A 20,970-nucleotide genomic window follows, 5' to 3' on the forward strand; every position below is an offset into this window, starting at 1 on the left:
GACCCCGCTCCGACCCCGAAGGGACCACCCCGATGCACCGCTCACTCATCGTCGCCCGCATGCGGCCCGGCGCCGCACCCGACATCGCCGAGACGTTCGCCGCCTCCGACCGCGGGGAACTGCCGCGCCTGATCGGCGTGACCGGGCGCAGCCTGTTCCAGTTCGGCGACCTGTACCTGCACCTGATCGAGGCGGACCGCCCGCCCGGCCCCGAAGTGGCCCGCTACAAGGGCCACCCGGAGTTCCGCGACGTCAGCGACCGCCTCGCCGCGCACGTGCGGGCCTACGACCCGGCCACCTGGCGCGAGCCGAAGGACGCGATGGCCCGCGAGTTCTACCGCTGGGAGCGCGCGGACGCCGGCTGAGCCGCGCACCACGCGACGGCGCCACGCTCCTGCGGGGAGCGTGGCGCCGTCGTCGTCGGGTGCGGGACGCGCTAGACGGGGACGAACGCCTCGAAGGCGTGCAGGTAGGCGTTGACCGGCCGGATCTCGCCGACCGCGAGCCCGGCCTCCTCCATCAGCAGGACCATGCTCGCCTTGGAGTGCTTGCCGCCCCCGACGTTCAGCAGCAGCAACAGGTCCATGGCCGTGGTGAACCGCATCGACGGGCTGTCGTCGACCAGGTTCTCGACGACCAGCACCCGGGCGCCGGGGCGCGCGGTCCTGACGATGTTGCGGAGCGTGGCGCGGGTGCTGGCGTCGTCCCACTCCAGGATGTTCTTGATGATGTACAGGTCCGCCTCGACGGGGATCTCCTCGCGGCAGTCGCCCGGCACCAGCCGGACCCGCCCGGCCAGCGGGCCGCCGTCGCGCAGCCGCGGGTCCGCGCCCGCGATCACGTTGGGGAGGTCGAGCAGGGTCCCGGTCAGTTCCGGGTTCCGCTCCAGCAGGCGGGCGAGCGCCAGCCCCTGGCCGCCGCCGATGTCCGCGACGCTCGCGACCCCGGAGAGGTCGACGAAGGCGGCGAGGTCCTCGGCGGACTGCCGGCTGGAGGACGACATCGCCCGGTCGAAGACCACGGCCGAGTCGCCCGCGTCGTCGTGCAGGTAGTCGAAGAAGTTCTTCCCGTACAGCTCCGGGAAGACGTCCTTCCCGGAGCGCACCGCGTCGTCGAGCAGCGGCCACGCCTGCCACGTCCACGGCTCGGTGCACCACAGCGAGATGTACCGGAGGCTGTCGGGGGAGTCCTCGCGCAGCAGCCGCGACATCTCGGTGTGCGTGAAGCGGCCGTCCTCGGTCTCCGCGAACAGGCCGTAGCACGACAGCGCCCGCAGCAGCCGGCGCAGCGGCTTGGCCTCGGCGTTGACGTCCAGGGCCAGTTCCTCGACCGTCGCCGGGGCCTCGCCCAGCACGTCGGCGATCCGCAGCCGCGCGGCGGCGCGCACGGCCGCGGCGCAGGCGGCGCCGAACACGATCTCGCGCAGCCGCATGCCGGCGTGCGGGGTGAGGGCGGACGCGGATGCCGCCGTCGAAGATGGGGTCGTCATGGGCTGCCTCTCCAGGCTGGAAGGGTGTGGGGGTGGTGGAGCACGCGGTCAGCAGCGGCCCGCCGGCGCCGAGAGCAGGCAGCGGTTGCCGTCGAAGGCGTTGCCGCGGCCGGCGGTGTCGCGGTCGGCGAGGTCGGCCGGGCCGTTGCGCACGACCGTGTTGTCCCTGACGGTGTTGCCGGAGTTGGGGCCGCCCGCGAAGCTCGGGAAGAGCACGACGCCGCCGGACATCGGCGAGGTCCCGGCGTTGTCGGTGATCGTGTTCAGTTCCACCGTCGTGTCCTCCACGCCGGTCAGGACGATCCCGGAGCCCTGGATGAACGGCAGCCGGGAGTTCGCGGGGCAGAACCGGTTGTTCGCGACGACCTTGTTGAGACGGATGCGGAGTGCTCCGGCCCGCGGCGTCCCCTCGTCCCCCACGACGAACACGCCGGCGCAGTTCCCGGTCATGGTGTTGTTCTCAACGGTCAGGTCGCGCACCCGCCGGGCCACGAAGCCGATCCGGTTCCCGGAGAGGTCGTTGCCGCTGATCATCGCGCCCCCGGTGTCCAGGGCGCCGCCCTCGGCGTCGGTGCGGTTCGCCAGGAACGCCCCCGCCTGCGCGTTGTCGCGCAGCCGGTTGCCGGACAGGCGGGTCCGTGTCGACTTCTCGACACTGATGCCGTAGCGGCCGCTCTCCCGGCCGAGCACGAACCGCACGCTCAGCCGGTCGGTGCCGGTGGCGGCGACCGCGTCCTTCGGGAAGCCGGAGAGCGCGAGCGACTCGACGGTCACATCGGCGACCGCGCGGTCGGCCGTTCCGGTGACGCAGATGCCGTGGCCCGCCTCGGCGCAGGCGCTGCCCGCGGGCACGGCCGCGGGGGTGAGGACCGTCCGCTCGCCCGACCCGCGCAGCGTGACGCCGGAGACGGTGAGGCGGACGCTCTCGCGGTAGGTGCCCGGCAGGACGAGGACGGTGTCCCCGGCCTCCGCCCGGTCGACCGCCGCCTGGATCGACTGCCCCTCGCCGACCAGGAGCACGCTCCCCGCCTGCGCGGGCGGGGCGGCCGCCAGTCCTGCGGCGGCGACACCGACAGCAGTGGCGACCAGTTGACGGAACCGTCGTGCGGCCATGACCCCGACCCGCTCTCCAGGATGGTCCACCCGTAGCGGCGCCGGGCTCGGCGACGGATCCGAGGGACGTTCGACGGCGGCACGCATACGTCGCCCGTGCGGGGCGTGCGGCCGCCGGTTCGAAGCTATGGGTGATCATCCGGACCCGCCACTCGTGCTCGACCGCCCGGGGCGCCTCAGTCCAGGGCGTCGAGCGCGGCCAGGATGTCGGCCGGTTCGGCGCGCAGGGCGTAGTCGGCCCTGACGAAGGCCCAGCGGATGACGCCGGAGCGGTCGATGACGTAGGTGGCGGGCAGCGGCAGGGTGCGGGGGTGGCCGGCGTTGACCCGCCGGAGCTCGAAGCCGAACCGGTCGTAGACCGCGCCCAGTTCGTCGGAGAGGTCGAACGCGATGCCGAACCGGTGGGCGACCTCGGAGCCGACGTCACTGAGCACGTCGAAGGTGAGCTGGGCCTTCTCGGTGAGGGAGAGCGACTCGTCCGGGATCTGCGGGGAGACGGCGACCAGCCGGGCGCCGCGGGCGGTGATGGCGTCGTGGTGCGCCTGCAGGGAGCGCAGCGCGAGGTTGCAGTACGGGCACCACGCGCCGCGGTAGAAGGTGAGGACCACGGGGCCCTCGGTGAGCAGGTCGTCGAGCGCGACCGGCCGGCCGGCGGCCGCGGGGAGGGTGAAGCGCGGGGCCGGCGCGCCCGGTCCCAGGGCGCGCTCCGCCAGGCCGGACGCGGCGAGCTCCGCTCCGCCCCGGTCCATGACCTCCAGCGCGTCGGCGGGCAGGGCCCGGTGCTTGTTCTCGTACAGGTCGCGCAGCTCGTTCTCAAGGCTCACGGTGGCGGGTCCTCTCGGTGCCGGGGCACTGATCTTGGAACAGTCGTTCCAGGATGGTGGCCGCCCGGTTCGCGCGTCAAGGGTTATCTTGGAATCGTCATTCCAAGAACCCGGGAGCGGTGAACGGTGCCCGACATCAAGCACTTCGACCCGGACGCGGCGCTGGAGCGGGTCGAGCGGCTGTTCTGGCAGCAGGGCGCGGACAAGGCGTCGATCCAGGCCGTCGCCACGGCGACGGGCCTCAGCCGGTCCAGCCTCTACACCACGTTCGGCGACAAGCGGGAGCTCTACCTCGCCGCCCTGCGCCGCTACCTGCGGCGGCGCGCGCAGCCGGCGTTCCGGGCGCTGGGGGAGGACGGGCGGGGGCTGCCCGCCGTACGGGACTTCTTCGGCGGCCTGATCGAGGTGCGCTGCTCCGGCGAGTACGCCGGGTGGGGCTGCATGGTCGTCAACGCCCATGTCGGCACCGAGGGCCGCGATCCCGAGGTCCGCGCCCTGCTGGACGAGCACCACCGGCTGCTGCGGGACGCGCTGCGCGCCGAACTCGAAGCGGGCCGCGCCCAGGGGCAGCTCGCGCCGGGCGTCCGCCCGGACACCGCCGCCGAGGCGCTGGCGCTGCTCGCCTACGGCGTGAACCTGCGGTCGCGCGGCGGGGCCGACGCCGCGACGCTGCACGGCGCCGTCGACGCCACGCTCTCGCTGCTCGGCCGGTAGCGGCTGGGCGCGGCACCACTCCGCCCGCCGCCGGCCCGGTGCCACCGATGTAATAACAAGCCCTATGGCCTCGCCGCACCGGCCGCAACGGAAGGAAAACGGCAGCGAGCGGCCCGCGGGCGAATCCCGTTCAACTTCTTGACGCGCTCTCGCCATGCACTGACAATCCAACACGGTCCTGTTGTCTGAGAGCGCTCTCATCTACGAGACATGAGCGCGTTCTCCGCCCGGCAGGTACTTCCCTTTCGCTTCGTGAACAGAAGAAGGGAAACAGATTCCGATGCGCAGAACCCCACTTCCGCGCCTTGACCGGACCCGGCGGCGCTGGAGCCGCAGCGTGACCGTGTTCGTGTCCGCCGCCGTCCTGGTCCTCGCGGGCCTGGCCGGTCTCACCGTCGCGGGGTCCGCGGCGGCCGGCCCGTCCGACTACACCCAGGGCGTCACCGCGATCAGCGCCGGCCAGGCGCGGATCGCCTTCACCCCCACGACCCCCGCGCTGTACGTGGACGTGCACTACCAGGTCAACGGCGCGGGCCAGCAGAACTTCCGGATGACCGACAGCGGGGGCACCTGGACCCGCACCGTCGACCAGCTCTCGACCGGCTCGGTCCTCTCCTACTGGTTCACCTACGAGAAGAACGGCCCGCAGTACGACACTCCCCAGTTCACCTGGACCCAGGGCGGCGGGGGCACGACCGGCGGGACGACCGGCGGCGGGGGCGGGGAGCCGGTGCCCGGCACCATCCCGCTGACGGTCACCAACAACTCCGGCCGCGCCGGAGCCGTCTACCTCTACGACCTGGGCACCCAGCTGTCGAGCGGGCAGCAGGGCTGGGCCGACGCGGGCGGCACCTTCCACGCCTGGCCGGCGGGCGGCAATCCGCCCACCCCGGCGCCGGACGCGTCGATCGCGGGGCCGGCCCCCGGCCAGTCGATGACGATCCGGATCCCGAAGTTCTCCGGGCGGGTCTACTTCTCCTACGGGCAGAAGCTGGTGTTCAAGCTGGCCACCGGCGGACTGGTGCAGCCCGCCGTGCAGAACCCGAGCGACCCGAACCGCAACATCCTGTTCAACTGGTCGGAGTACACGCTCAACGACAGCGGGCTGTGGATCAACAGCACGCAGGTGGACATGTTCTCCGCGCCCTACGCGGTGGCGGTGAAGTCCACCACGGGGGCGAGCCGGACGACAGGCCATCTGAAGCCCGGCGGTTACAACGCCGTCCTCAACGCGCTGCGCGGCCAGTCCGGCGGCTGGGCGGGCCTGATCCAGACGGCACCCGACAACTCGGTCCTGCGCGCGCTGGCGCCGGGGCACGGCATCGAGTCCGGTGCGCTGCCCGGCGGTGTCCTCGACGACTACATCAACCGGGTGTGGCAGAAGTACTCCACGTCGACGCTGACGGTGACGCCGTTCGCCGACCAGCCGAACACGAAGTACTTCGGCCGGGTGTCGGACAGCGTCATGAACTTCACCAACACCTCCGGGGCGGTCGTCACCAGCTTCCAGAAGCCGGACGCCGACAGCGTCTTCGGCTGCTACAAGCGCCTGGACGCCCCCAACGACCTGGTGCGCGGCCCGATCTCCCGCACCCTGTGCGCGGGGTTCAACCGCTCGACGCTGCTGGTCAACCCCGACCAGCCCGACACCGGTGCCGGGAGCTTCTACCAGGACGCGGTGACCAACCACTACGCGCGCTTCATCCACGCGCAGATGGCGGACGGGAACGCGTACGCGTTCGCCTTCGACGACGTGGGGCACCACGAGTCACTGGTGCACGACGGCAGCCCGCAGGGCGCGTCGCTGCTGCTCGACCCCTTCAGCTGACGGGCCGGGCGGACCCGTCATCCGGTGCGGCGCCGCTTGTGCGCGCGCCCGCGCCTCCCGCACCTCGCGCAGTTCCGCAGAAAGGTCACGGCCGCCCATGAGAAGAGACATCCCACTCGTTTCCGCGCCGGGCGCCGGGCGCCGCCTCCGGCATGTTCCGCTCACCGTCTTCAGCGCGCTGCTCCTGCTGGTCGCCGGCGGTCTGGGGCTGTCGGTGTCCGGAGGTTCCGCCGCTGCCGCGCCGGCGCCGCCGGCCGGGTGGACCACGGTGTTCAGCGACGATTTCAGCGGTGCGTCGGGCACCGGCCTGAACCGGGCCGACTGGCTCTACGACGTCGGCACGAGCTACAACTACCCGGGTGCCGCGGGGAACTGGGGCACCGGGGAACTGGAGACGGCGACCGACTCGACGGCCAACGTCTACCAGGACGGGGCGGGGCACCTGGTCATCAAGCCGATCAAGGATTCCGCAGGGCACTGGACCTCCGGCCGGATCGAGACGCAGCGCACCGACTTCGCCGCTCCGGCCGGCGGGCAGCTGCAGATCAGTGCGTCCCTCCAGCAGCCCGATCCGGCGCACGGGCTGGGGTACTGGCCGGCGTTCTGGGCGATGGGTGCGGCGGCCCGTCCGGTGGGGGCGACGAACTGGCCGAGTATCGGCGAGCTGGACATCATGGAGGATGTCAACGCGCTGAGTCAGCACTCGACGACGTTCCACTGCGGTGCCTGGGCGGGGGAGTGCCATGACCCGGACGGCATCAGCAGTGGTCTGCAGGCGTGTGCCGGGTGCCAGACCGGGTTCCACACGTACTCGGTGATCGTGGACCGCAGGAACACCGCGGCGGAGCAGTTGCGGTTCTACCTCGACGGCACTTTGACGTATCAGGTGAACCAGAACCAGGTGTCGACTCCCACCTGGCAGGCGGCCGTGGACCACGGGTTCTTCGCCATCTTCGATGTGGCGATCGGTGGTTCGTACCCGGACAAGGTCTGCGGCTGCACCTCGCCGTCGGCCGACATCACGTCGGGTGCGGGGATGAGTGTCGACTGGTTCGGTGTCTACCGGAGCGGCGGTGGGGGCACCACGACCGGCGGTACGACCACGGGCGGCACGACGACCGGTGGCACCACGACCGGTGGCACGACCACGGGCGGTACGACCACCGGGGGTACCACGGGCGGCGGGACGTCGTCTCCCGACTACTCGGCGAGTGCCGCCCGGATCAGTGCCACGCAGGCGCGGATCTCGTTCACGCCGACCACGGCGGCGCGGTACGTGGACGTGCACTACCTGGTGGGCGGTGCGGGCCAGCAGAACTTCCGGATGGCCGACAGCGCGGGGACGTGGACGCAGACGGTCGGTCAGCTCTCCGCGGGTGCGGTCGTCAGCTACTGGTTCACCTACGAGAAGAACGGTCCGCAGTACGACACTCCGCACTTCACGTACACGCACAGCTGAGTTCCGGCGCCGGGTGCGGGCGTCGCGTCCGGGCCCTGGTTCCCTGGCCGGTGGGAGCGGTGATCCTCGTGGTCGCCGCTGTCACCGGCCTGCCCGCGTCCGGGGTGCCGGCACACGCGGGTACGGCACGGTAGCAGTCCGCGCGAGTGCCGCTCCGATGTTTATCCAATGGTGATGATCCCTCAACCGAAGTGGCACATCCGGCACTAGCGTCCGGTGGCACCCGGGAAGGCGGTGCCCGCCGCATGTCGGCGCGGATCCTCCGCGTCGGCCCCCTCCCGGCAAGCGGCAAGGAGGCACTGTGCGGACATTCGTCCGGCGATCCGCCCTCAGCGCGTCCGTCGGTTTCCGGTACACCACCGGAACCGTCCTGGTCATCGGCGCTCTCGCGGTGACGCTCGTGGCGCTGCTGATCCCCCTGCAGAAGTTCGGCGGCCAGGCCTCGGCGGCGGCCGCCCCTCCGATCACGGATGACGGGCTGGGGATCGTGAACACGCAGTACGGGCCGCTGACGCCGACGGACCGGGATTTCGTCCGGAAGGTGCGGCTGGCCGGGCTGTGGGAGGGCCCCGCCGGGCACCAGGCGCAGCAGCGCGGTACACAGGAATCGATCAGGATCGCGGGGCAGCATCTCATCGACGGGCATGCCGAGTTGGACGCGCGGGTGCTGCAGGTGGGTCAGGCGCTCCACATCGATCTGCCGAATCAGCCGAACGCGGATCAGCGGGGCTGGTTGGCGCAGATGGACGCGGCCCAGGGTGCCCAGTACGACCAGCTGTTCGTGAATCTGCTGCGGCGTGCGCACGGGAAGGTGTTCGCGCTGGTGGCGCAGGTGCGCGGGCAGACCCGTAATTCGATGGTGCGGTCCTTGGCGACGCGCGCCAACACCGTGGTCCTGGACCACATCTCGGTTCTCGAGGAATCCGGGCTCGTCGATTTCGGCGCGCTCGCCGACGGGGCCTCGCCCTCCGGGAAGCCGGTGGTCACCGTCACGGCTTCCGTTTCGACTCCGGAACAACGAAGTGAAGTGAAGTGATCTCATGAGTCAGAAGGACCATAAACGTTCCCGCCTGCCGAACAAGGCTGTCGCGGTGGTCACCGCGCTGGTGTTGGGCGCGGGCGGGGTGGCGTTCGTCGCGGCGAACGCGTCGGCCGGCGGTTCGCGGCGGGACGCGGCGCAGAGCGGTCAGCAGGCCGAGCAGGCGGGGGCGAGGACGATCGCGTGTCCCGATGTGGGGGACCGGTTGCGGGATGTTCCCGAGCAGGCGAAGCCGGAGGTGGACCGGAATCTGGCGCAGTTGGACGCGCAGGTGGCGGAGTCGTACCGGAAGCTGGCGGCGGGGCAGTGGGACGCGAATGCGTCGCTGGGCGAGTTGCAGCAGCAGCGCAGTGGCACGATCGCGAAGATCGATGACGCGATCGGGCGGGTGGCGCAGCCGCCGGCGGGGTTGGCGGAGCTCAGTGCCTGTGCGATGAAGGCCACGGATGTGAAGCCGGGTGACACCGGGGGTGGTCAGGAGGACGCCGTCGCCGCGCAGGACGCGCAGGGCGGTGAGCAGGCGGGCCAGGACCCGACGGCGCAGGCGCAGGGACAGGACCAGGCCCAGGCTCAGGGCCGGCAGCGGCAGAAGCAGGGCAAGGGCCCGTCGCGGGCGGACTTCGTGGACATCACCAAGGTCCGGCCGAACGTGGTGAAGCCGCGGCAGCGGGCGGGTGCGTCGACGGGTTCGTTCACTTCGAAGTGCGGCCGCAACGAGGACAAGCACCTGAATCCGGACAATGTGATCGTCGCGCCGGGTGTGAGCAATGGCGCGCACCACATGCACGACTATGTGGGCAACAAGACCACGGACGCGTTCTCGACCAATGACTCGCTGGCCGCGGCGGGCACGACGTGCGGCAACGGGGACCAGTCGGCGTACTACTGGCCGGTGCTGCGGGTGCAGAACGGTGGCCAGGGCCCGGATGTGAACGCGCCGGGCGGTGGTCAGGACGCCAACGTGGGCACGATTCTGCAGCCGAAGAGCGTCACGATCCGGATGGACGGCAGTGCGGTGTCGAAGGTGACCGCGATGCCGCGGTTCCTGCGGATCATCACGGGTGACGCGAAGGCGTTCACGAACGGGACGGCGAACGCCAACGCGTCGTGGAGCTGCACGGGGTTCGAGAACCGGCAGTTGAAGGACAAGTACCCGATCTGCCCGCGGGGCAGTGACGTGGTGCGGACGTTCACTTTCCAGAGCTGCTGGGACGGGAAGAACATCGACAGTGCCAACCACCGCACGCATGTGGCGTTCGCGGACCGCAACGGGGCCTGCGGCCAGGGCTTCACGGCGATTCCGCAGCTGGTGGAGCGGATCACCTACAGCGTCCCGCAGGGGGCGCGGATCGCGGTGGACAGTTTCCCCGAGCAGTTGCACAAGCCGGTGACGGATCACGGTGACTTCGTGGACGCGATGTCGGACCGGTTGATGCGGCAGGCGGTGAACTGCGTGAACAGCGGTCGCCGGTGCTGAGGTAGCCCGGAGCGGCGGCGCCGGCGGGTACGGCGCCGCGTGTTCCGTGCGGACCTCGGGGTCGGGCGCTGTCCAGGCCTCCGTCCGGTCCCGAGTTGGGCGTGGCCCCGGAGATGCCTCCGGGGCCACCGCCGTGTGCGGGGGCGGCAATCGGGGGGAGCGTGCTGTGCGGCGGCTGTGGAACGCGTACGGTACGGCGCACGTCCCACGGAACACGACTACGGAGCCGGGGCCGCATCCGGGAGAACTCCGTGGTCGCTCGAAGGTGCGAGGTGGCGGTGCTGGGCTCTCGCGAAGCCGTGCAGGACGGGGACGGCACGCTGTGGCAGGACGCCGGGCCGGGTGACGAGGAGCTGATCCGGCAGCTGAAGGACGGGTACGGGTGCGGGACGGCGAGCCCGGCCGCGGGGGACCTGCTGTACCGGCGGCACCGGGAGGCGGCGCTGGCGTACGCGCAGCGGTGCTGCCGTGATCCGCACGATGCCGAGGACCTGGTGTCGGAGGCGTTCGTCCGGACGTTCCAGGCGGTGCGGTCGGGGGCGGGTCCGCGGGGGGCGTGGCGGCCGTATCTGCTGACGGTGGTGCGGCACACGGCGATCGAGTGGGGTGCGGGGGATCGCCGGGCGTTGCTGACGGCGGATTTCGCGTCGTGGTGGCAGCAGGCGGCGGGCGGTGATCCGCAGCAGCGGTTGCTGGCGCGTGAGGACCGGCAGTTGCTGGTGCGCAGTTTCAACACGCTGCCCGAGCGGTGGCGGGCGGTGTTGTGGCACACGCTGGTGGAGAACGATTCGCCGGCGGAGGTGGCGGCGCTGCTGGGGTTGACGCCCAGTGGGGTGACGTCGTTGGCGTTCCGGGCCCGGGAGGGGTTGCGGGAGGCGTATCTGCACGCGCATGTCGAGCGGGCGGGTGATGACCGGTGCCGGCATTTCAGCGGCATGATCGGTGCGGCGATACGGCGCGGTGGTGCGGTGCGGGGCCGGGAGCTGGCGCGGCATCTGGCGGGGTGCGGGTCGTGTGCGCGGGCCTACCGGGAGCTGGTCGCTGTCAATGCGACGCTGCGGGTGGCGGTGCCGGCGGGGTGGTGAGGGCCGCCGACGGATCACGGGGGGTGTGTGATCCGCCGGCGGGTTCGGTCGGCCGGGTCAGAGGCCGTTGACGCGGGCCTCGCGGGCGACGACGAGGGGGCGGAAGCCCACGGCGACGGTGCGCGCCCGGCGGGTGACGCGGGAGCTGCGGCGGCCGATCTCCGCCATCAGGCGGCGGCTGCGCAGGGCCATTTCGAGTTCGAAGCGGGTGCGGGGGTCGCGCAGGCCCTGGCCGAAGAGTTTCTCGAGTTGGCGCATGCGGTAGCGCACGGTCTGGGGGTGCACGCTGAGGGCTTTGGCCGCTTCGGGGGCTCCGCCGCCTTCGAGCCAGGCCAGCAGGGTCACTTCGAGGCGTTCGCTCTGGCGGGGTGTCAGTCCGGCCAGGGGGCGCAGCCACCGGGCGGCCAGGGCTTTGGCCAGGGGTTCGTCCTGCAGGAGCAGCAGGGTGGAGAGGTGGTCGTCGACGAAGACGGGGCGGGCGTCGGGTCCCGCGGGGGCGGGGGTGAGGTGGAGCAGGCGGCGCGCCCAGCGCAGGGAGGAGGCGGCGTCGCGGACGGGGACGGCGTGGCCGACGGCGGTGGTGCGGCCGCGCAGGGCGGCTTCCAGGGTGCCGCGGGTGTCCGGGTCGGGGCTGGGTATCAGCAGGCAGGGCCCGTCGCTGCCCATGCCGATCAGGCAGTCGTCCAAGGTGGCCGCCAGTTGCTGGGTCTCGCCGGGGGAGGTGACGGCGATGGCGCGGACGGTCTCGGGCAGCGGCCAGCCGGCGCGGCGGGCGAGTTCGGGCAGCGCCGCGGGGGGTACGTCGGTGGCTCCGGTCAGGGCGTTGAACAGGTCCTGGCGTGAGCGGTCGAGGGGTGCCGCGGGGGCGGTGAGCTCCTGGGGGATGTCGTCGTCCTTGGGTGGCGTGCGGTAGCCGAGCGCGGTCAGCAGGGCTTCTTCCAGGCCCTGGCGTACCGTTTCGCGGCCCATGTCCTGCACCAGGCCGGCGAAGCCGGGGATCTCGTGGCGCAGCGCTTCGACCATCTCATCTGCCAGTGACGGGAGTTCCTTGCGCAGTACGCGGATCCATTCGCCACGGGGGAGGGACCAGATGCGGTTAAGAAGTTCGCACATCTCTACCTCGTTCATGCCGGGGTAAGACCTGCCTGGGGGGAGGACAGGTCTTGCGGAGGTTGCCTCCATCGCCGTCGTCCTTGTCCGGCGGAGGAGTTGAGGGTCCTCCTGCGCCCTCCTAGAGGTTGCTTCCCGCCAGTGGTCCCGTTGTTTTGCCGGGTCTTTACCACCGGGGTGCGGCCGGGACGGTTTAGACCCGGTCCGGCCGGAACCGGAAGCACTTGGGTGAGCATCTTCCGCAGTTGCACACCGTGACGACGACGGGGAAGCAGGAACTTGTCACGATGCGATAAATCTTGTGGAGATGCTGGGAAGTTGAGCGATGCTGCTGCACCCCGGGCACTGCTCATCGGCTGTGGAGGTGACCCCTCCGAGAATCCGCACCGGAGCCGGTCCGCCTGTCGCTCAGTCGCGGCACGTTCCGGCCCCTCAGGTCCCCGTGCGGGCCGTGCTGCCCCGGTCCTCACCGGCTGCCGCCAGGCAGCGCCGCTCTCCACCCCCTGGGCTCCGGGTGCGACGCAGTGCTCGGTCCCCCCGCTCGGGAGGCTTTCCCCATGCCCTTGTCCCCCTTGAACACCCCCCGCCCGCTCGGGTCGCACCCGGTGGGCCGGTCCCATCGAAGGAGGCTGCGTGCCGCTGCGGCCGGTGGACGGCGAGCCGTCCGCCGGCCGCCTTTGCTGTCCGGCGCCGGCGGGCGCCGGCCGGCCACCCTCGTGATCCTCGCCCTGGTGCTCGCGCTGACGGCCACCGTCGCCGGCCAGGCCGGCGCCTTCACCCGCACCTGGGCGTTCTTGGACTTCGGCGCGGGGGTGCTGGCGCTGGTGTGCCTGACCGCCACCGTGCTGTGGGGGCTGGCCGCCACCGACCGGCTGCTGCTGCACTCCAGCCACCGGCTGCTCGCCCAGGGGGTGCACCGGGGGCTGGCCAGCAGCGGGCTGGGCTTCCTCGCGCTGCACATCTGGGTGAAGGTCGAGCAGCGGGAGACCACCGCGGGCGCGGCGGCGGTGCCGTTCACCGACGGCCCGCAGCCGCTGCTGATCGGCCTGGGCACGCTGGCCGGCTACCTGTTCCTGACGGTGGCGGTGACCGGGGCGGTGCGCAGCGCGTTCGCCTCCGGCGGGCGGTCGCGCTGGTGGCGGGCGCTGCACATGGGCGCGTACCCGGCGTGGGGCGCGGCGCTGCTGCACGGGTTGAAGGCCGGGCGGCCCGCGAGCACGTGGGTGACGGTCTCCTACGCGCTGTGCCTGGTGGGGGTGGCCGGGGTGCTGGTGATCCGGTTGCGGTCGCGGCAGCGGCCGGCCGCGGGTGCGCCCGTCGCCCCGGCCGCCTACCGGGTGCCCACGGCCACCGCGCCGGACCGGCCGCCGCGTGCGGTGGCCTTCGCCGCGCGGCGCGACGAGATCCGCGACAACCGGCCGGACCGGCCCGCCGGGCGGGTCGACAGCGCCGCCGGGTGGCAGCGGTGAACGGCCCCCGGCCGGCGATCGGCTGCGTCGGGCCGCCCCGGCTGCTGGCGGGACTGGACGAGGTGGCGCGGCTGGACCGCGTCACCCATCTGACGGTGCACGGCTCGCTGCCGCGGCTGCGGCCGGAGGAGCTGCTGGCGCTGGCGGAGAACATCGACCTGCGCGGCCGCGGCGGCGCGGGCTTCCCGTTCGCCCGCAAACTCGCGGCCGTCACCCGCGCGGCCGAGCGCCGCGACGGGCGCACCGCGGTGATCGTCAACGGCAGTGAGGGCGAGCCCAGTTGCCTCAAGGACACCGCGCTGCTGCTGCACACCCCGCACCTGGTGCTGGACGGTGCGCTGCTGGCAGCGGCGGCGCTGAACGCCGAGGAGGTCGTGCTGGGCGTCACGCGCGAGGACGTCGAGCGGTCGGTGCAGGACGCGATCGCCGAGCGCGGCCCGGTCGGGCTGCGGCTGCGGGTGACGCGGCTGCCCGAACGGTTCGTCACCGGCGAGAGCTCCGCGATGACCAGCGGCCTGGGCGGCGGGCCGACGCTGCCGTCGGGGCGGTCGGTGCGCACCAGCGACCGGGGCCTGGGCGGGCTGCCGACGCTGCTGTCCAACACCGAGACGTACGCCCAACTCGCGGTGGCCGCCCGGATGGGGGCGCTGGACTTCCGGGCGGTGGGCCTGCCCACCGAGCCGGGCACGGTGCTGCTGACGGTGGCCGGGTCGTCGGTGATGGAGACCCCGACCGGGGTGCCGCTGAGCTACGTCCTGGAGCTGTGCGGCCTGGGCCCCGGCCAGGGCGTCCTGGTCGGCGGGTACCACGGGCGGTGGCTGGACCCGTACTCCGCGAAGGCGGCGGAGGTCTCGCGCGAGTCCCTGGCCTCGTTCGGGGCGGTGCTGGGCGCCGGGGCCGTGCTGCCGCTGCCGGAGGACACCTGCCCGGTCGGGGAGGTGGCGCGGGTCGCGCGCTGGATGGCCGGCGAGACCGCGGGCCAGTGCGGGCCGTGCGTGCTGGGCCTGCCGGCCCTCGCCGACCTGCTGGAGCAGGCCGCCCACGGCGGCGGCCAGGCGGCGCTGGACGCGGTGCACGCGCGGCTGCGCTCGGTGCGCAAGCGCGGCGCCTGCAGCCACCCCGACGGCACGGCGGCCTTCGTGGAGTCCGCGCTCGCGGCGTTTCCCGACGACTTCGAGGACCACGCGCTGGGCAGCGGCTGCGGGCGGCCGGTGCTCGGCACCCTGCCGCTGACGGTGGACGGCAGCGCCCCGGTCCGGCCGGTTGCCCCGCCGAGCACCGAGCGGCTCGTCGTGGACTGGACCCGCTGCCAGGGGCACGGGCTGTGTGTGGACATCCTGCCGGAGGTCGTGCGCCTGGACGCCGACGGCTACCCCGAGCAGGCGTCGACGGAACTGCCCGCGCGGCTGCGCCCCAAGGCGCTGCGCGCGATCCGCCGCTGCCCCGCGCTGGCCCTGCGCATCCAGGGGTAGGCCGGCCGCGCGCGGCGGGCCGTGCCCGGCAGTTGCCCGCGAATGTCACCGGACCGTCTCGTTCTTTTGCCTCTTGTGACAAGTTTCAAATCGGCTGAACGCCTTTCGCGGTGCCGCCCGTATCCCTGGGCGACGGCACGAAGCCGCCGGACCGAATGCGAAGGAGCAGTCATGGTAAACAGGCGTCGAGCGGCATTCGCCGGAGCGGCCACCGTGGTCTTTCTGCTGACGGCAGGATGTGGCAGCAGCGGAAAGACCGGTAACAACGCTCAAGGGGCCAATGTCCAGCCCGCCGGTGACACCAAGGACATCGGGACGGGATACGGCTCGGATTACGGGGCGAGCAGTACCGGCGGCTACGGCGCCGACCAGGCCGGAGCGAAGAAGGGCGAGCCGGCCAAGGAGCTGGCGGTGCGCAGCGACGGGAAGCTCGGTCCGATCGTCACCGACAGCAAGGGCTTCACCCTCTACCGGTTCGACAAGGACACCGCCCAGCCGCCGAAGTCCAACTGCGACGGCGCGTGCGCGATCACCTGGCCGGCGGTGCCGGCCGACGACGCCACCGCCTCCGCGGGCATCAAGCCCGAGCTGCTGGGCGAGGTCATCCGCACCGACGGCACCCGCCAGCTGACGCTCGCGGGCTGGCCGGTGTACCGCTACGCGATGGACACCCAGGCCGGGGACACCAAGGGCCACGGGGTGGGCGGGACGTGGAACGCGCTGGCGCCCGACGGCAAGAAGGCCGGGCAGCAGGCCGCCACCGCGCCGCCGGCGCCGAGCGCCACACCGACGCAGAACCAGGTCAGCGACGTCGCGCTGTCGGTCACCGACAACGACGAACTCGGCAAGATCATCGTGGACGGGAAGCTGCGCACGCTCTACCGGTTCAGCAAGGACAGCGCCTGGCCGATGAAGTTCGCGTGCCTGGACGCGTGCCTGAACACCTGGAAGCCCGCCAAGCCCGTCGACAAGACCAAGGTGCGCGGCGTGGCGTCCAAGCTCGTCAGCACCGTCACCCGGCCCGACGGGACCAAGCAGCTGGCCATCGACTGCTGGCCGGTGTACTGGTTCACCGGCGACGAGAAGCCCGGCGACATCAACGGCCAGGGCAAGATGGGCCTGTGGTTCGCCGTCACCCAGGGTGGCAAGAAGGCCGGCGCGGGCTCCTGACCCCGTCCCCCCGGCGGGGGCCCGCGCGGGAGAGGTCCGGGTCCGGCCCCGGACCTTTCCGCGCGGGCCGGCCGGGCGCCGAATACGGCAGCAATTCCCGGAATCGCGCAGCAGCGCATTCCGGCCGAGACGATGAGGTGAAGGTGCCCCAAAGGCGACCGGGACGCGGCGTATCGGCCTTGTGCGTGCTCGTGCTGAGCGGCTGTGCCGCGCACGCGCAAACCCCCCGCCCGGCGGCGGCGGTTTCCACCACCGCCCCGGCTCCGGCCGGCCCCGCGTCCATTCAGCAAATCGGTGCCGTGCTCGGCTGCACCCCCGTGATCGGTGTGGTGGCGGCGGAATTGCGCCAGGGGTCGTGCAGGACCGACCAGGGCGAGTTCCGCATGCTCACGTTCGCCGCGGACGCCGGCCAGCGCGCCTGGCTGACCGAGGCGCAGGCGTACGGCGGGATCTACCTGGTGGGCAGCCGCTGGGTCGTCACGGCGCAGACCCGCGAGGCGCTGACGGAGCTGCGCGCGACGCTCGGCGGCACGATCCAGGCGGGCGCCGCGCACGGCGGGCACGGCGGCTGAGCCGCCGGCTAGGGCGCGTCGCGCTCCGGCGGGGCGGTGGCGGCGGGGTCGTGGGCGGAGACCGCGATGGTCTGCCGGCGGAAGAACGCCGGGCGCGCCGTGCGGTACAGGAGCATCAGGACCGCGCCGAGCAGCAGGGCGCCGATGCCGGTGACGAACACGCCGCCGAGCTGCCAGTGCGGCGGGAACGGCATCGTCCACGAGGTGCTGCCGTAGTCCGCGGCGGAGTACACCACGCAGGCGTTGACGAAGAAGTACAGCAGCAGCACCCCGCCGAGGCCCGGCATCACGCCCTTGGTCCACAGGTCGCGGGGGCTGCGGGTGAGGACCTTGCGGTAGTACCGGACGCAGGCGAAGCCGGTGAGCCCGAAGTAGAACGCGATCATCAGGCCGACCGAGCCGATGGAGTCGGCCAGCACGTTGCCGCTGACCCGGGTCAGCCCCACGTAGAAGGCGATGGACGCCAGGCCCATGCCCACCGTCGACCAGGTGGGGGTCAGGAAGCGCGGGTGCATCCGGGCGAAGCGGCCCGGGATCGCCCGGAACGCCGCCATCGACAGCGTGGTGCGGGCGGTGGGCAGGATGGTGGTCTGGGTGGAGGCGGCCGCCGAGGTCAGGACCATGAGGATGAGGAGTTTGGTGGCGCACGCGCCCCAGGCTCCGGAGCCGAAGACCTCACGGCCCAGCCCCGACAGCACGTCCCCGGAGTTGTCGGGGTTGGCGAGCCCGATTCCGGTGTCCTGCACCCCCGCGAAGGCCTGCGCGGAGACGCTGACCACGACGTAGACGAGCAGCAGGATCACCGTGGACAGCACCGCGGCCCGCCCCGGGGTGCGGCTGCGGTCCTTGGTCTCCTCGTTGACCGACACCGCCGTGTCCCAGCCCCAGTAGATGAACACCCCCGCCAGCACGCCCTTGGTCAGGGCGTCCAGGGAGGGGATCTCGGCGGGGTTGAACCAGGACCACGACACCTCGTTGGCCACGGCGGGCGCGGTGCCCGTGTAGACCTTGACCAGGGCGGTGGCGGCCAGCACGAACAGCACCAGGATCTCGATGCTCAGCAGCACCTTCTGCAGGTTGGCCGACAGCTCGATGCCGATGTAGCAGATCAGGGTCATCAGCGCGATCCACAGCACGCCGACCACGGTGACCCAGGTGGTGTCCTCGGCCAGGCCGTCGGCGCCGATGAGCTGGAAGCCGTACGCGCCGGCGATCTGCGCCAGGTTCGCCATGACGATGATGTCGGCGGCGATGATGCCCCAGCCGCCCATCCACCCGGTGTGCGGCCCGAACGCCCGCGACGCCCAGGTGAAGGTGGTGCCGCAGTCGGGGTCGGCGGCGTTGAGCTGCTTGTAGCCGTGGGCGATCAGGAACATCGGGATGAACGACAGGATGATCACGATGGGGGACTGGAACCCGACGACGGCGACGATGACGCCCAGCGTGGCGGCGAGGCTGTAGGCGGGTGCGGTGGAGGCCAGGCCGATCACGACGCTGGAGAACAGTCCCAGCGCGCCGCCCTTGAGCCCCTTCTCCGTCGCGCCGGGCCCCGAGGGGGCCCGGGCCGCGGGTGGGACAACGGGCCTGCTCATATCGGCCGCCTCCGGTCACCGAAGCCACCCCACCGATTCCAGTGAACCGCGCTCGCGCCGGTCCGCAACCCGGGGGCGGCGGACCGGCGTGCGGCGCGCGGCGCGCGGCTACGGGGCCGTACCGGGGCGGGGGCCGGGCGCGGGGGGCAGCGGCAGCAGGTCGGGGCGCTTGGCGGTGCGGCCGTCGCCCGAGGACCGGCCGCGCAGCCGGCGCCCCAGCCACGGGCCGAGGAACCCGGTCGCCCAGCGCACCTCGGCCACCGCGGCCTGCCGGCGGCTGGGGGCGGCCCGCGGCGGCAGCGGGTGGGTCCACGCGTCGCTGCTGCCGGGCAATTCCAGGGCGTGGGCCAGGGCCGCGGCGATCCGCTCGTGGCCCAGCGGGCCGGCGTGCAGCCGGTCCGCGGTCCACAGGCGCGGGTCGGTGGTGACCGGGTGGTGGGCGGTCTCGGCGACCGTCACGCCGTGGCGGGCGGCCGCGGCGCGCAGGTGCGCGTTGAGGTCGTCGACGCGCGGGGCCAGCCGCCGGGCCAGCGGCGCGATCTTCCCGATGTCGGGGAAGGTCAGCGTGACCACCTGGGCCCCGGCGGCGGTCAGCGCGGCGAACAACTCCTCCACTTCCCCCGCGACCCGCGCGGCGTCGAAGCGGGGCCGCAGCACGTCGTTGACACCGGCCACGACGGTGGCCAGGTCCGGGCGCAGCGCCAGGGCCGGCCCCAGCTGCTCGGCGCGCACCTGCCCGGCCAGGCGCCCGCGCACGGCCAGGTTCGCGTACCGCAGCCGCGGGTGGGCGGCGGTGAGGTGTTCGGCGAAGCGGTCGGCGAAGCCGCGCAGGCCGGTGGTGTCGTCCCCGTCGCCGAGGCCCTCGCTCTGGCTGTCGCCCAGCGCGACGTAGCGCAGAAACTCACCGCGGGGCATCGGCGGCCTGCCGTTCGGTCAGGACGGCGGCGGTCCGCCGGCACCAGGCGAGGTGGTCCCGTTCGAAGGCCAGGCCGCGCAGGCAGGTCAGGTAGGGGCCGATGCGCTCGCCGTGGCGCAGGAACTCCTCCTCGGCCACGTCGCCGCGCAGCCGGACCAGCAGCGCGCCCAGCACCTCGATCTTGGCCTCGGCCGCGGCGGCGCGCTCGTGCAGCTGCGCGATCACCGGGGCGGCGCCGACGCGGTCGGCGGCCTGGACCTTGACCAGCAGGTCGTCGCGGATGACGGAGGGCTTGGAGGGGGCCGCGGCGAAGGCGGTCAGCTCGGCGCGGCCGGCGTCGGTGACGTGGAACATGCGCTTGTTGGGGCGGGACTCCTGCACCACCTGCCGCCCGGCGACCAGTCCCTCCTTCTCCAGCTTCGCCAGCTCGGTGTAGAGCTGCTGCGGCAGCGCGTGCCAGAAGTTGGCCACGCCCATGTCGAAGGCCTTCGCCAGCTGGTACCCGCTGTACTCGCCGTCCAGCAGCGCCGCCAGCACGGCATGTCGCAAAGCCATCGGGCCCCCCTTCCCTTTCCGCGTCCGGCACCGCATCATACCCAAGAACGTGATTAGTCACATCCTTTAGTATCAGGAGGGGTCATGGAGACCGCCGCACGCTTCCGCGCCGCCGTGGAGAAGCAGGATCTGGCCGCGCTGGACGACCTGTTCACCGACGACATCCGCTTCTACAGCCCGGTGAAGTTCACCCCCTTCGAGGGCAAGCCGATGGTGCTGGGGCTCTTCGGGGTGCTGCTGCGCACCTTCGAGGACTTCCGCTACGTCGGACACCTCGACGGCACGGCCGAGACCGGCACCGACGGGCAGGAGGCCCCGTCGGAGATCCTGATCTTCCGGGCCACCGTGGACGGCAAGCAGATCCACGGCATCGACCTGCTGCAGTTCGACGAGGCCGGGCGGGTCAAGGAGTTCACGGTGATGGTCCGCCCGCAGTCCGCCGTCCAGGCCCTGGGCCAGGCCGTCCTCGCCGGCCTGGTCGCCGACGGCCTGGCCTGACCGGGGCCCGGACCGCGCCGTGCGGACCGGGCCCCGGGGTGCGGACCGGACCGCGGTCCGGGCGCGCCCTCAGTCGCGCCAGTTGGCGACGTTGACGTTCTCCAGGATGCCCAGCGCGTCGGGGACCAGGACCGCGGCGGAGAAGTACGTACTGACCAGGTAGCTGATGATGGCCTTCTCGCTCAGGCCCATGAAGCGGACGTTGAGGCCGGGTTCGTACTCGTCGGGGATGCCCGTCTGGCGCAGCCCGATGACGCCCTGGTCGTCCACCCCGGTCCGCACCGCGATGATCGAACTGGTCCGCGCCGGGCTGATCGGGATCTTGCCGCAACTGAGGATGGGCACCCCGCGCCAGGCGAGCACCCGGCTGCCGTCGACCTCGACCGTCCCCGGGTACAGGCCCTTGCGGGTCCATTCGCGGCCGATGGCGGCGATGGTGCGGGGGTGGGCGAGCAGGAAGCGGGTGCCGCGGCGGCGGCTGATGAGCTCGTCCAGGTCGTCGGGGAGCGGGGGGCCGGCGTGCGGTTGCAGGCGCTGGTCGTAGTCGGCGGCGTGCAGCAGTCCGAAGTCCGGGTTGTTGATCAGCTC

General features: G+C 72.4%; 19 protein-coding genes and 1 pseudogene. 12 read left to right on the top strand and 8 right to left on the bottom strand.

What is annotated here, in order from left to right:
- Positions 1-32: 32 nt before the first annotated feature.
- Complete coding sequence (locus tag ABZ721_RS28770) at positions 33-365, top strand: TcmI family type II polyketide cyclase (RefSeq protein WP_358791648.1); 333 nt, start codon at positions 33-35, stop codon at positions 363-365.
- 71 nt (positions 366-436) lie between these two features.
- On the opposite strand, the gene ABZ721_RS28775 is transcribed toward ABZ721_RS28770, so the two are convergent.
- The 3 genes from ABZ721_RS28775 to ABZ721_RS28785 all read right to left on the bottom strand — a co-directional run bounded on the left by ABZ721_RS28775 (position 437) and on the right by ABZ721_RS28785 (position 3,426).
- Positions 437-1,489, bottom strand: a complete 1,053-nt coding sequence (locus ABZ721_RS28775; RefSeq protein ID WP_358791649.1) for a methyltransferase — start codon at positions 1,487-1,489, stop codon at positions 437-439.
- Between the two features lie 48 nt (positions 1,490-1,537).
- Entirely contained in the window at positions 1,538-2,602 is a 1,065-nt protein-coding gene (locus ABZ721_RS28780; RefSeq protein WP_358791650.1) for a right-handed parallel beta-helix repeat-containing protein, read from the bottom strand.
- 176 nt (positions 2,603-2,778) lie between these two features.
- Positions 2,779-3,426, bottom strand: coding sequence for a peroxiredoxin-like family protein (locus ABZ721_RS28785; RefSeq protein ID WP_358791651.1), 648 nt, complete (start codon positions 3,424-3,426; stop codon positions 2,779-2,781).
- Between the two features lie 126 nt (positions 3,427-3,552).
- Here ABZ721_RS28785 and ABZ721_RS28790 point away from each other — a divergent pair, with 126 nt between their 5' ends.
- The 6 genes from ABZ721_RS28790 (at position 3,553) to ABZ721_RS28815 (ending at position 11,028) form a co-directional block, all read left to right on the top strand.
- On the top strand, positions 3,553-4,140 hold the full coding sequence (locus ABZ721_RS28790; protein WP_358791652.1) for a TetR/AcrR family transcriptional regulator: 588 nt from the start codon (positions 3,553-3,555) through the stop codon (positions 4,138-4,140).
- A gap of 337 nt (positions 4,141-4,477) precedes the next feature.
- On the top strand, positions 4,478-5,968 hold the full coding sequence (locus ABZ721_RS28795; protein WP_358791653.1) for a glycoside hydrolase family 64 protein: 1,491 nt from the start codon (positions 4,478-4,480) through the stop codon (positions 5,966-5,968).
- A gap of 97 nt (positions 5,969-6,065) precedes the next feature.
- Positions 6,066-7,427, top strand: coding sequence for a glycoside hydrolase family 16 protein (locus tag ABZ721_RS28800; protein WP_358791654.1), 1,362 nt, complete (start codon positions 6,066-6,068; stop codon positions 7,425-7,427).
- Positions 7,428-7,728: 301 nt separating this feature from the next.
- Complete coding sequence (locus tag ABZ721_RS28805) at positions 7,729-8,463, top strand: DUF4142 domain-containing protein (protein WP_358791655.1); 735 nt, start codon at positions 7,729-7,731, stop codon at positions 8,461-8,463.
- A 4-nt stretch (positions 8,464-8,467) separates the two neighbouring features.
- Positions 8,468-9,943 carry a DUF1996 domain-containing protein gene (locus ABZ721_RS28810; RefSeq protein WP_358791656.1) on the top strand — a complete coding sequence of 492 codons (1,476 nt, stop codon included), beginning with the start codon at positions 8,468-8,470 and terminating at the stop codon, positions 9,941-9,943.
- A 272-nt stretch (positions 9,944-10,215) separates the two neighbouring features.
- Positions 10,216-11,028: a sigma-70 family RNA polymerase sigma factor gene (locus tag ABZ721_RS28815; protein ID WP_358791657.1), complete on the top strand. Its 813-nt coding sequence runs from the start codon at positions 10,216-10,218 to the stop codon at positions 11,026-11,028.
- A gap of 57 nt (positions 11,029-11,085) precedes the next feature.
- Here the strand turns inward: ABZ721_RS28815 and ABZ721_RS28820 are convergent, their stop codons facing one another.
- Positions 11,086-12,156 carry a helix-turn-helix domain-containing protein gene (locus ABZ721_RS28820; protein WP_358791658.1) on the bottom strand — a complete coding sequence of 357 codons (1,071 nt, stop codon included), beginning with the start codon at positions 12,154-12,156 and terminating at the stop codon, positions 11,086-11,088.
- A gap of 713 nt (positions 12,157-12,869) precedes the next feature.
- On the opposite strand from ABZ721_RS28820, the gene ABZ721_RS28825 reads away from it, so the two are divergent.
- The 4 genes from ABZ721_RS28825 to ABZ721_RS28840 all read left to right on the top strand — a co-directional run bounded on the left by ABZ721_RS28825 (position 12,870) and on the right by ABZ721_RS28840 (position 16,821).
- A complete protein-coding gene (locus ABZ721_RS28825; RefSeq protein WP_358791659.1) occupies positions 12,870-13,607 on the top strand; it encodes a hypothetical protein in 738 nt (245 codons plus the stop codon).
- Positions 13,604-15,079, top strand: coding sequence for an NADH-ubiquinone oxidoreductase-F iron-sulfur binding region domain-containing protein (locus ABZ721_RS28830; RefSeq protein WP_358791660.1), 1,476 nt, complete (start codon positions 13,604-13,606; stop codon positions 15,077-15,079). The genes ABZ721_RS28825 and ABZ721_RS28830 overlap by 4 nt, the downstream gene beginning before the upstream one ends.
- A gap of 171 nt (positions 15,080-15,250) precedes the next feature.
- Entirely contained in the window at positions 15,251-16,249 is a 999-nt protein-coding gene (locus ABZ721_RS28835; RefSeq protein ID WP_358791661.1) for an SCO0930 family lipoprotein, read from the top strand.
- A gap of 299 nt (positions 16,250-16,548) precedes the next feature.
- Positions 16,549-16,821 (top strand): hypothetical protein, encoded by a 273-nt coding sequence (locus ABZ721_RS28840; RefSeq protein WP_358791662.1) that lies wholly within the window; start codon positions 16,549-16,551, stop codon positions 16,819-16,821.
- 8 nt (positions 16,822-16,829) lie between these two features.
- Here ABZ721_RS28840 and ABZ721_RS28845 read toward each other — a convergent pair whose 3' ends face one another.
- The 3 genes from ABZ721_RS28845 to ABZ721_RS28855 all read right to left on the bottom strand — a co-directional run bounded on the left by ABZ721_RS28845 (position 16,830) and on the right by ABZ721_RS28855 (position 19,884).
- On the bottom strand, positions 16,830-18,413 hold the full coding sequence (locus tag ABZ721_RS28845) for an APC family permease (RefSeq protein ID WP_358791663.1): 1,584 nt from the start codon (positions 18,411-18,413) through the stop codon (positions 16,830-16,832).
- A gap of 108 nt (positions 18,414-18,521) precedes the next feature.
- Positions 18,522-19,328: an SGNH/GDSL hydrolase family protein gene (locus ABZ721_RS28850; RefSeq protein ID WP_358791664.1), complete on the bottom strand. Its 807-nt coding sequence runs from the start codon at positions 19,326-19,328 to the stop codon at positions 18,522-18,524.
- Positions 19,315-19,884, bottom strand: coding sequence for a PadR family transcriptional regulator (locus ABZ721_RS28855; protein WP_358791665.1), 570 nt, complete (start codon positions 19,882-19,884; stop codon positions 19,315-19,317). Before ABZ721_RS28855 ends, ABZ721_RS28850 begins: the two co-directional genes overlap by 14 nt.
- Positions 19,885-19,968: 84 nt before the next feature.
- On the opposite strand from ABZ721_RS28855, the gene ABZ721_RS28860 reads away from it, so the two are divergent.
- Positions 19,969-20,382: a nuclear transport factor 2 family protein gene (locus tag ABZ721_RS28860; protein WP_358791666.1), complete on the top strand. Its 414-nt coding sequence runs from the start codon at positions 19,969-19,971 to the stop codon at positions 20,380-20,382.
- Positions 20,383-20,451: 69 nt separating this feature from the next.
- On the opposite strand, the pseudogene ABZ721_RS28865 reads toward ABZ721_RS28860, so the two are convergent.
- Positions 20,452-20,970: pseudogene (locus ABZ721_RS28865) on the bottom strand (Crp/Fnr family transcriptional regulator); the annotation flags it as partial.

Origin of the sequence: Streptomyces sp. NPDC006733 (assembly GCF_040636125.1) — a bacterium.
Lineage (GTDB): Bacteria > Actinomycetota > Actinomycetes > Streptomycetales > Streptomycetaceae > Actinacidiphila.

What these genes read in the sequence shown, in the direction of transcription:
- ABZ721_RS28770 (WP_358791648.1), top strand. Translation starts at nt 33, where the DNA reads ATGCACCGCTCACTCATCGTCGCCCGCATGCGGCCCGGCGCCGCACCC.
- ABZ721_RS28775 (WP_358791649.1), bottom strand. Translation starts at nt 1,489, where the DNA reads ATGACGACCCCATCTTCGACGGCGGCATCCGCGTCCGCCCTCACCCCG.
- ABZ721_RS28780 (WP_358791650.1), bottom strand. Translation starts at nt 2,602, where the DNA reads ATGGCCGCACGACGGTTCCGTCAACTGGTCGCCACTGCTGTCGGTGTC.
- ABZ721_RS28800 (WP_358791654.1), top strand. Translation starts at nt 6,066, where the DNA reads ATGAGAAGAGACATCCCACTCGTTTCCGCGCCGGGCGCCGGGCGCCGC.
- ABZ721_RS28810 (WP_358791656.1), top strand. Translation starts at nt 8,468, where the DNA reads ATGAGTCAGAAGGACCATAAACGTTCCCGCCTGCCGAACAAGGCTGTC.
- ABZ721_RS28820 (WP_358791658.1), bottom strand. Translation starts at nt 12,156, where the DNA reads ATGAACGAGGTAGAGATGTGCGAACTTCTTAACCGCATCTGGTCCCTC.
- ABZ721_RS28835 (WP_358791661.1), top strand. Translation starts at nt 15,251, where the DNA reads ATGGTAAACAGGCGTCGAGCGGCATTCGCCGGAGCGGCCACCGTGGTC.
- ABZ721_RS28845 (WP_358791663.1), bottom strand. Translation starts at nt 18,413, where the DNA reads ATGAGCAGGCCCGTTGTCCCACCCGCGGCCCGGGCCCCCTCGGGGCCC.
- ABZ721_RS28850 (WP_358791664.1), bottom strand. Translation starts at nt 19,328, where the DNA reads ATGCCCCGCGGTGAGTTTCTGCGCTACGTCGCGCTGGGCGACAGCCAG.
- ABZ721_RS28855 (WP_358791665.1), bottom strand. Translation starts at nt 19,884, where the DNA reads ATGGCTTTGCGACATGCCGTGCTGGCGGCGCTGCTGGACGGCGAGTAC.
- ABZ721_RS28860 (WP_358791666.1), top strand. Translation starts at nt 19,969, where the DNA reads ATGGAGACCGCCGCACGCTTCCGCGCCGCCGTGGAGAAGCAGGATCTG.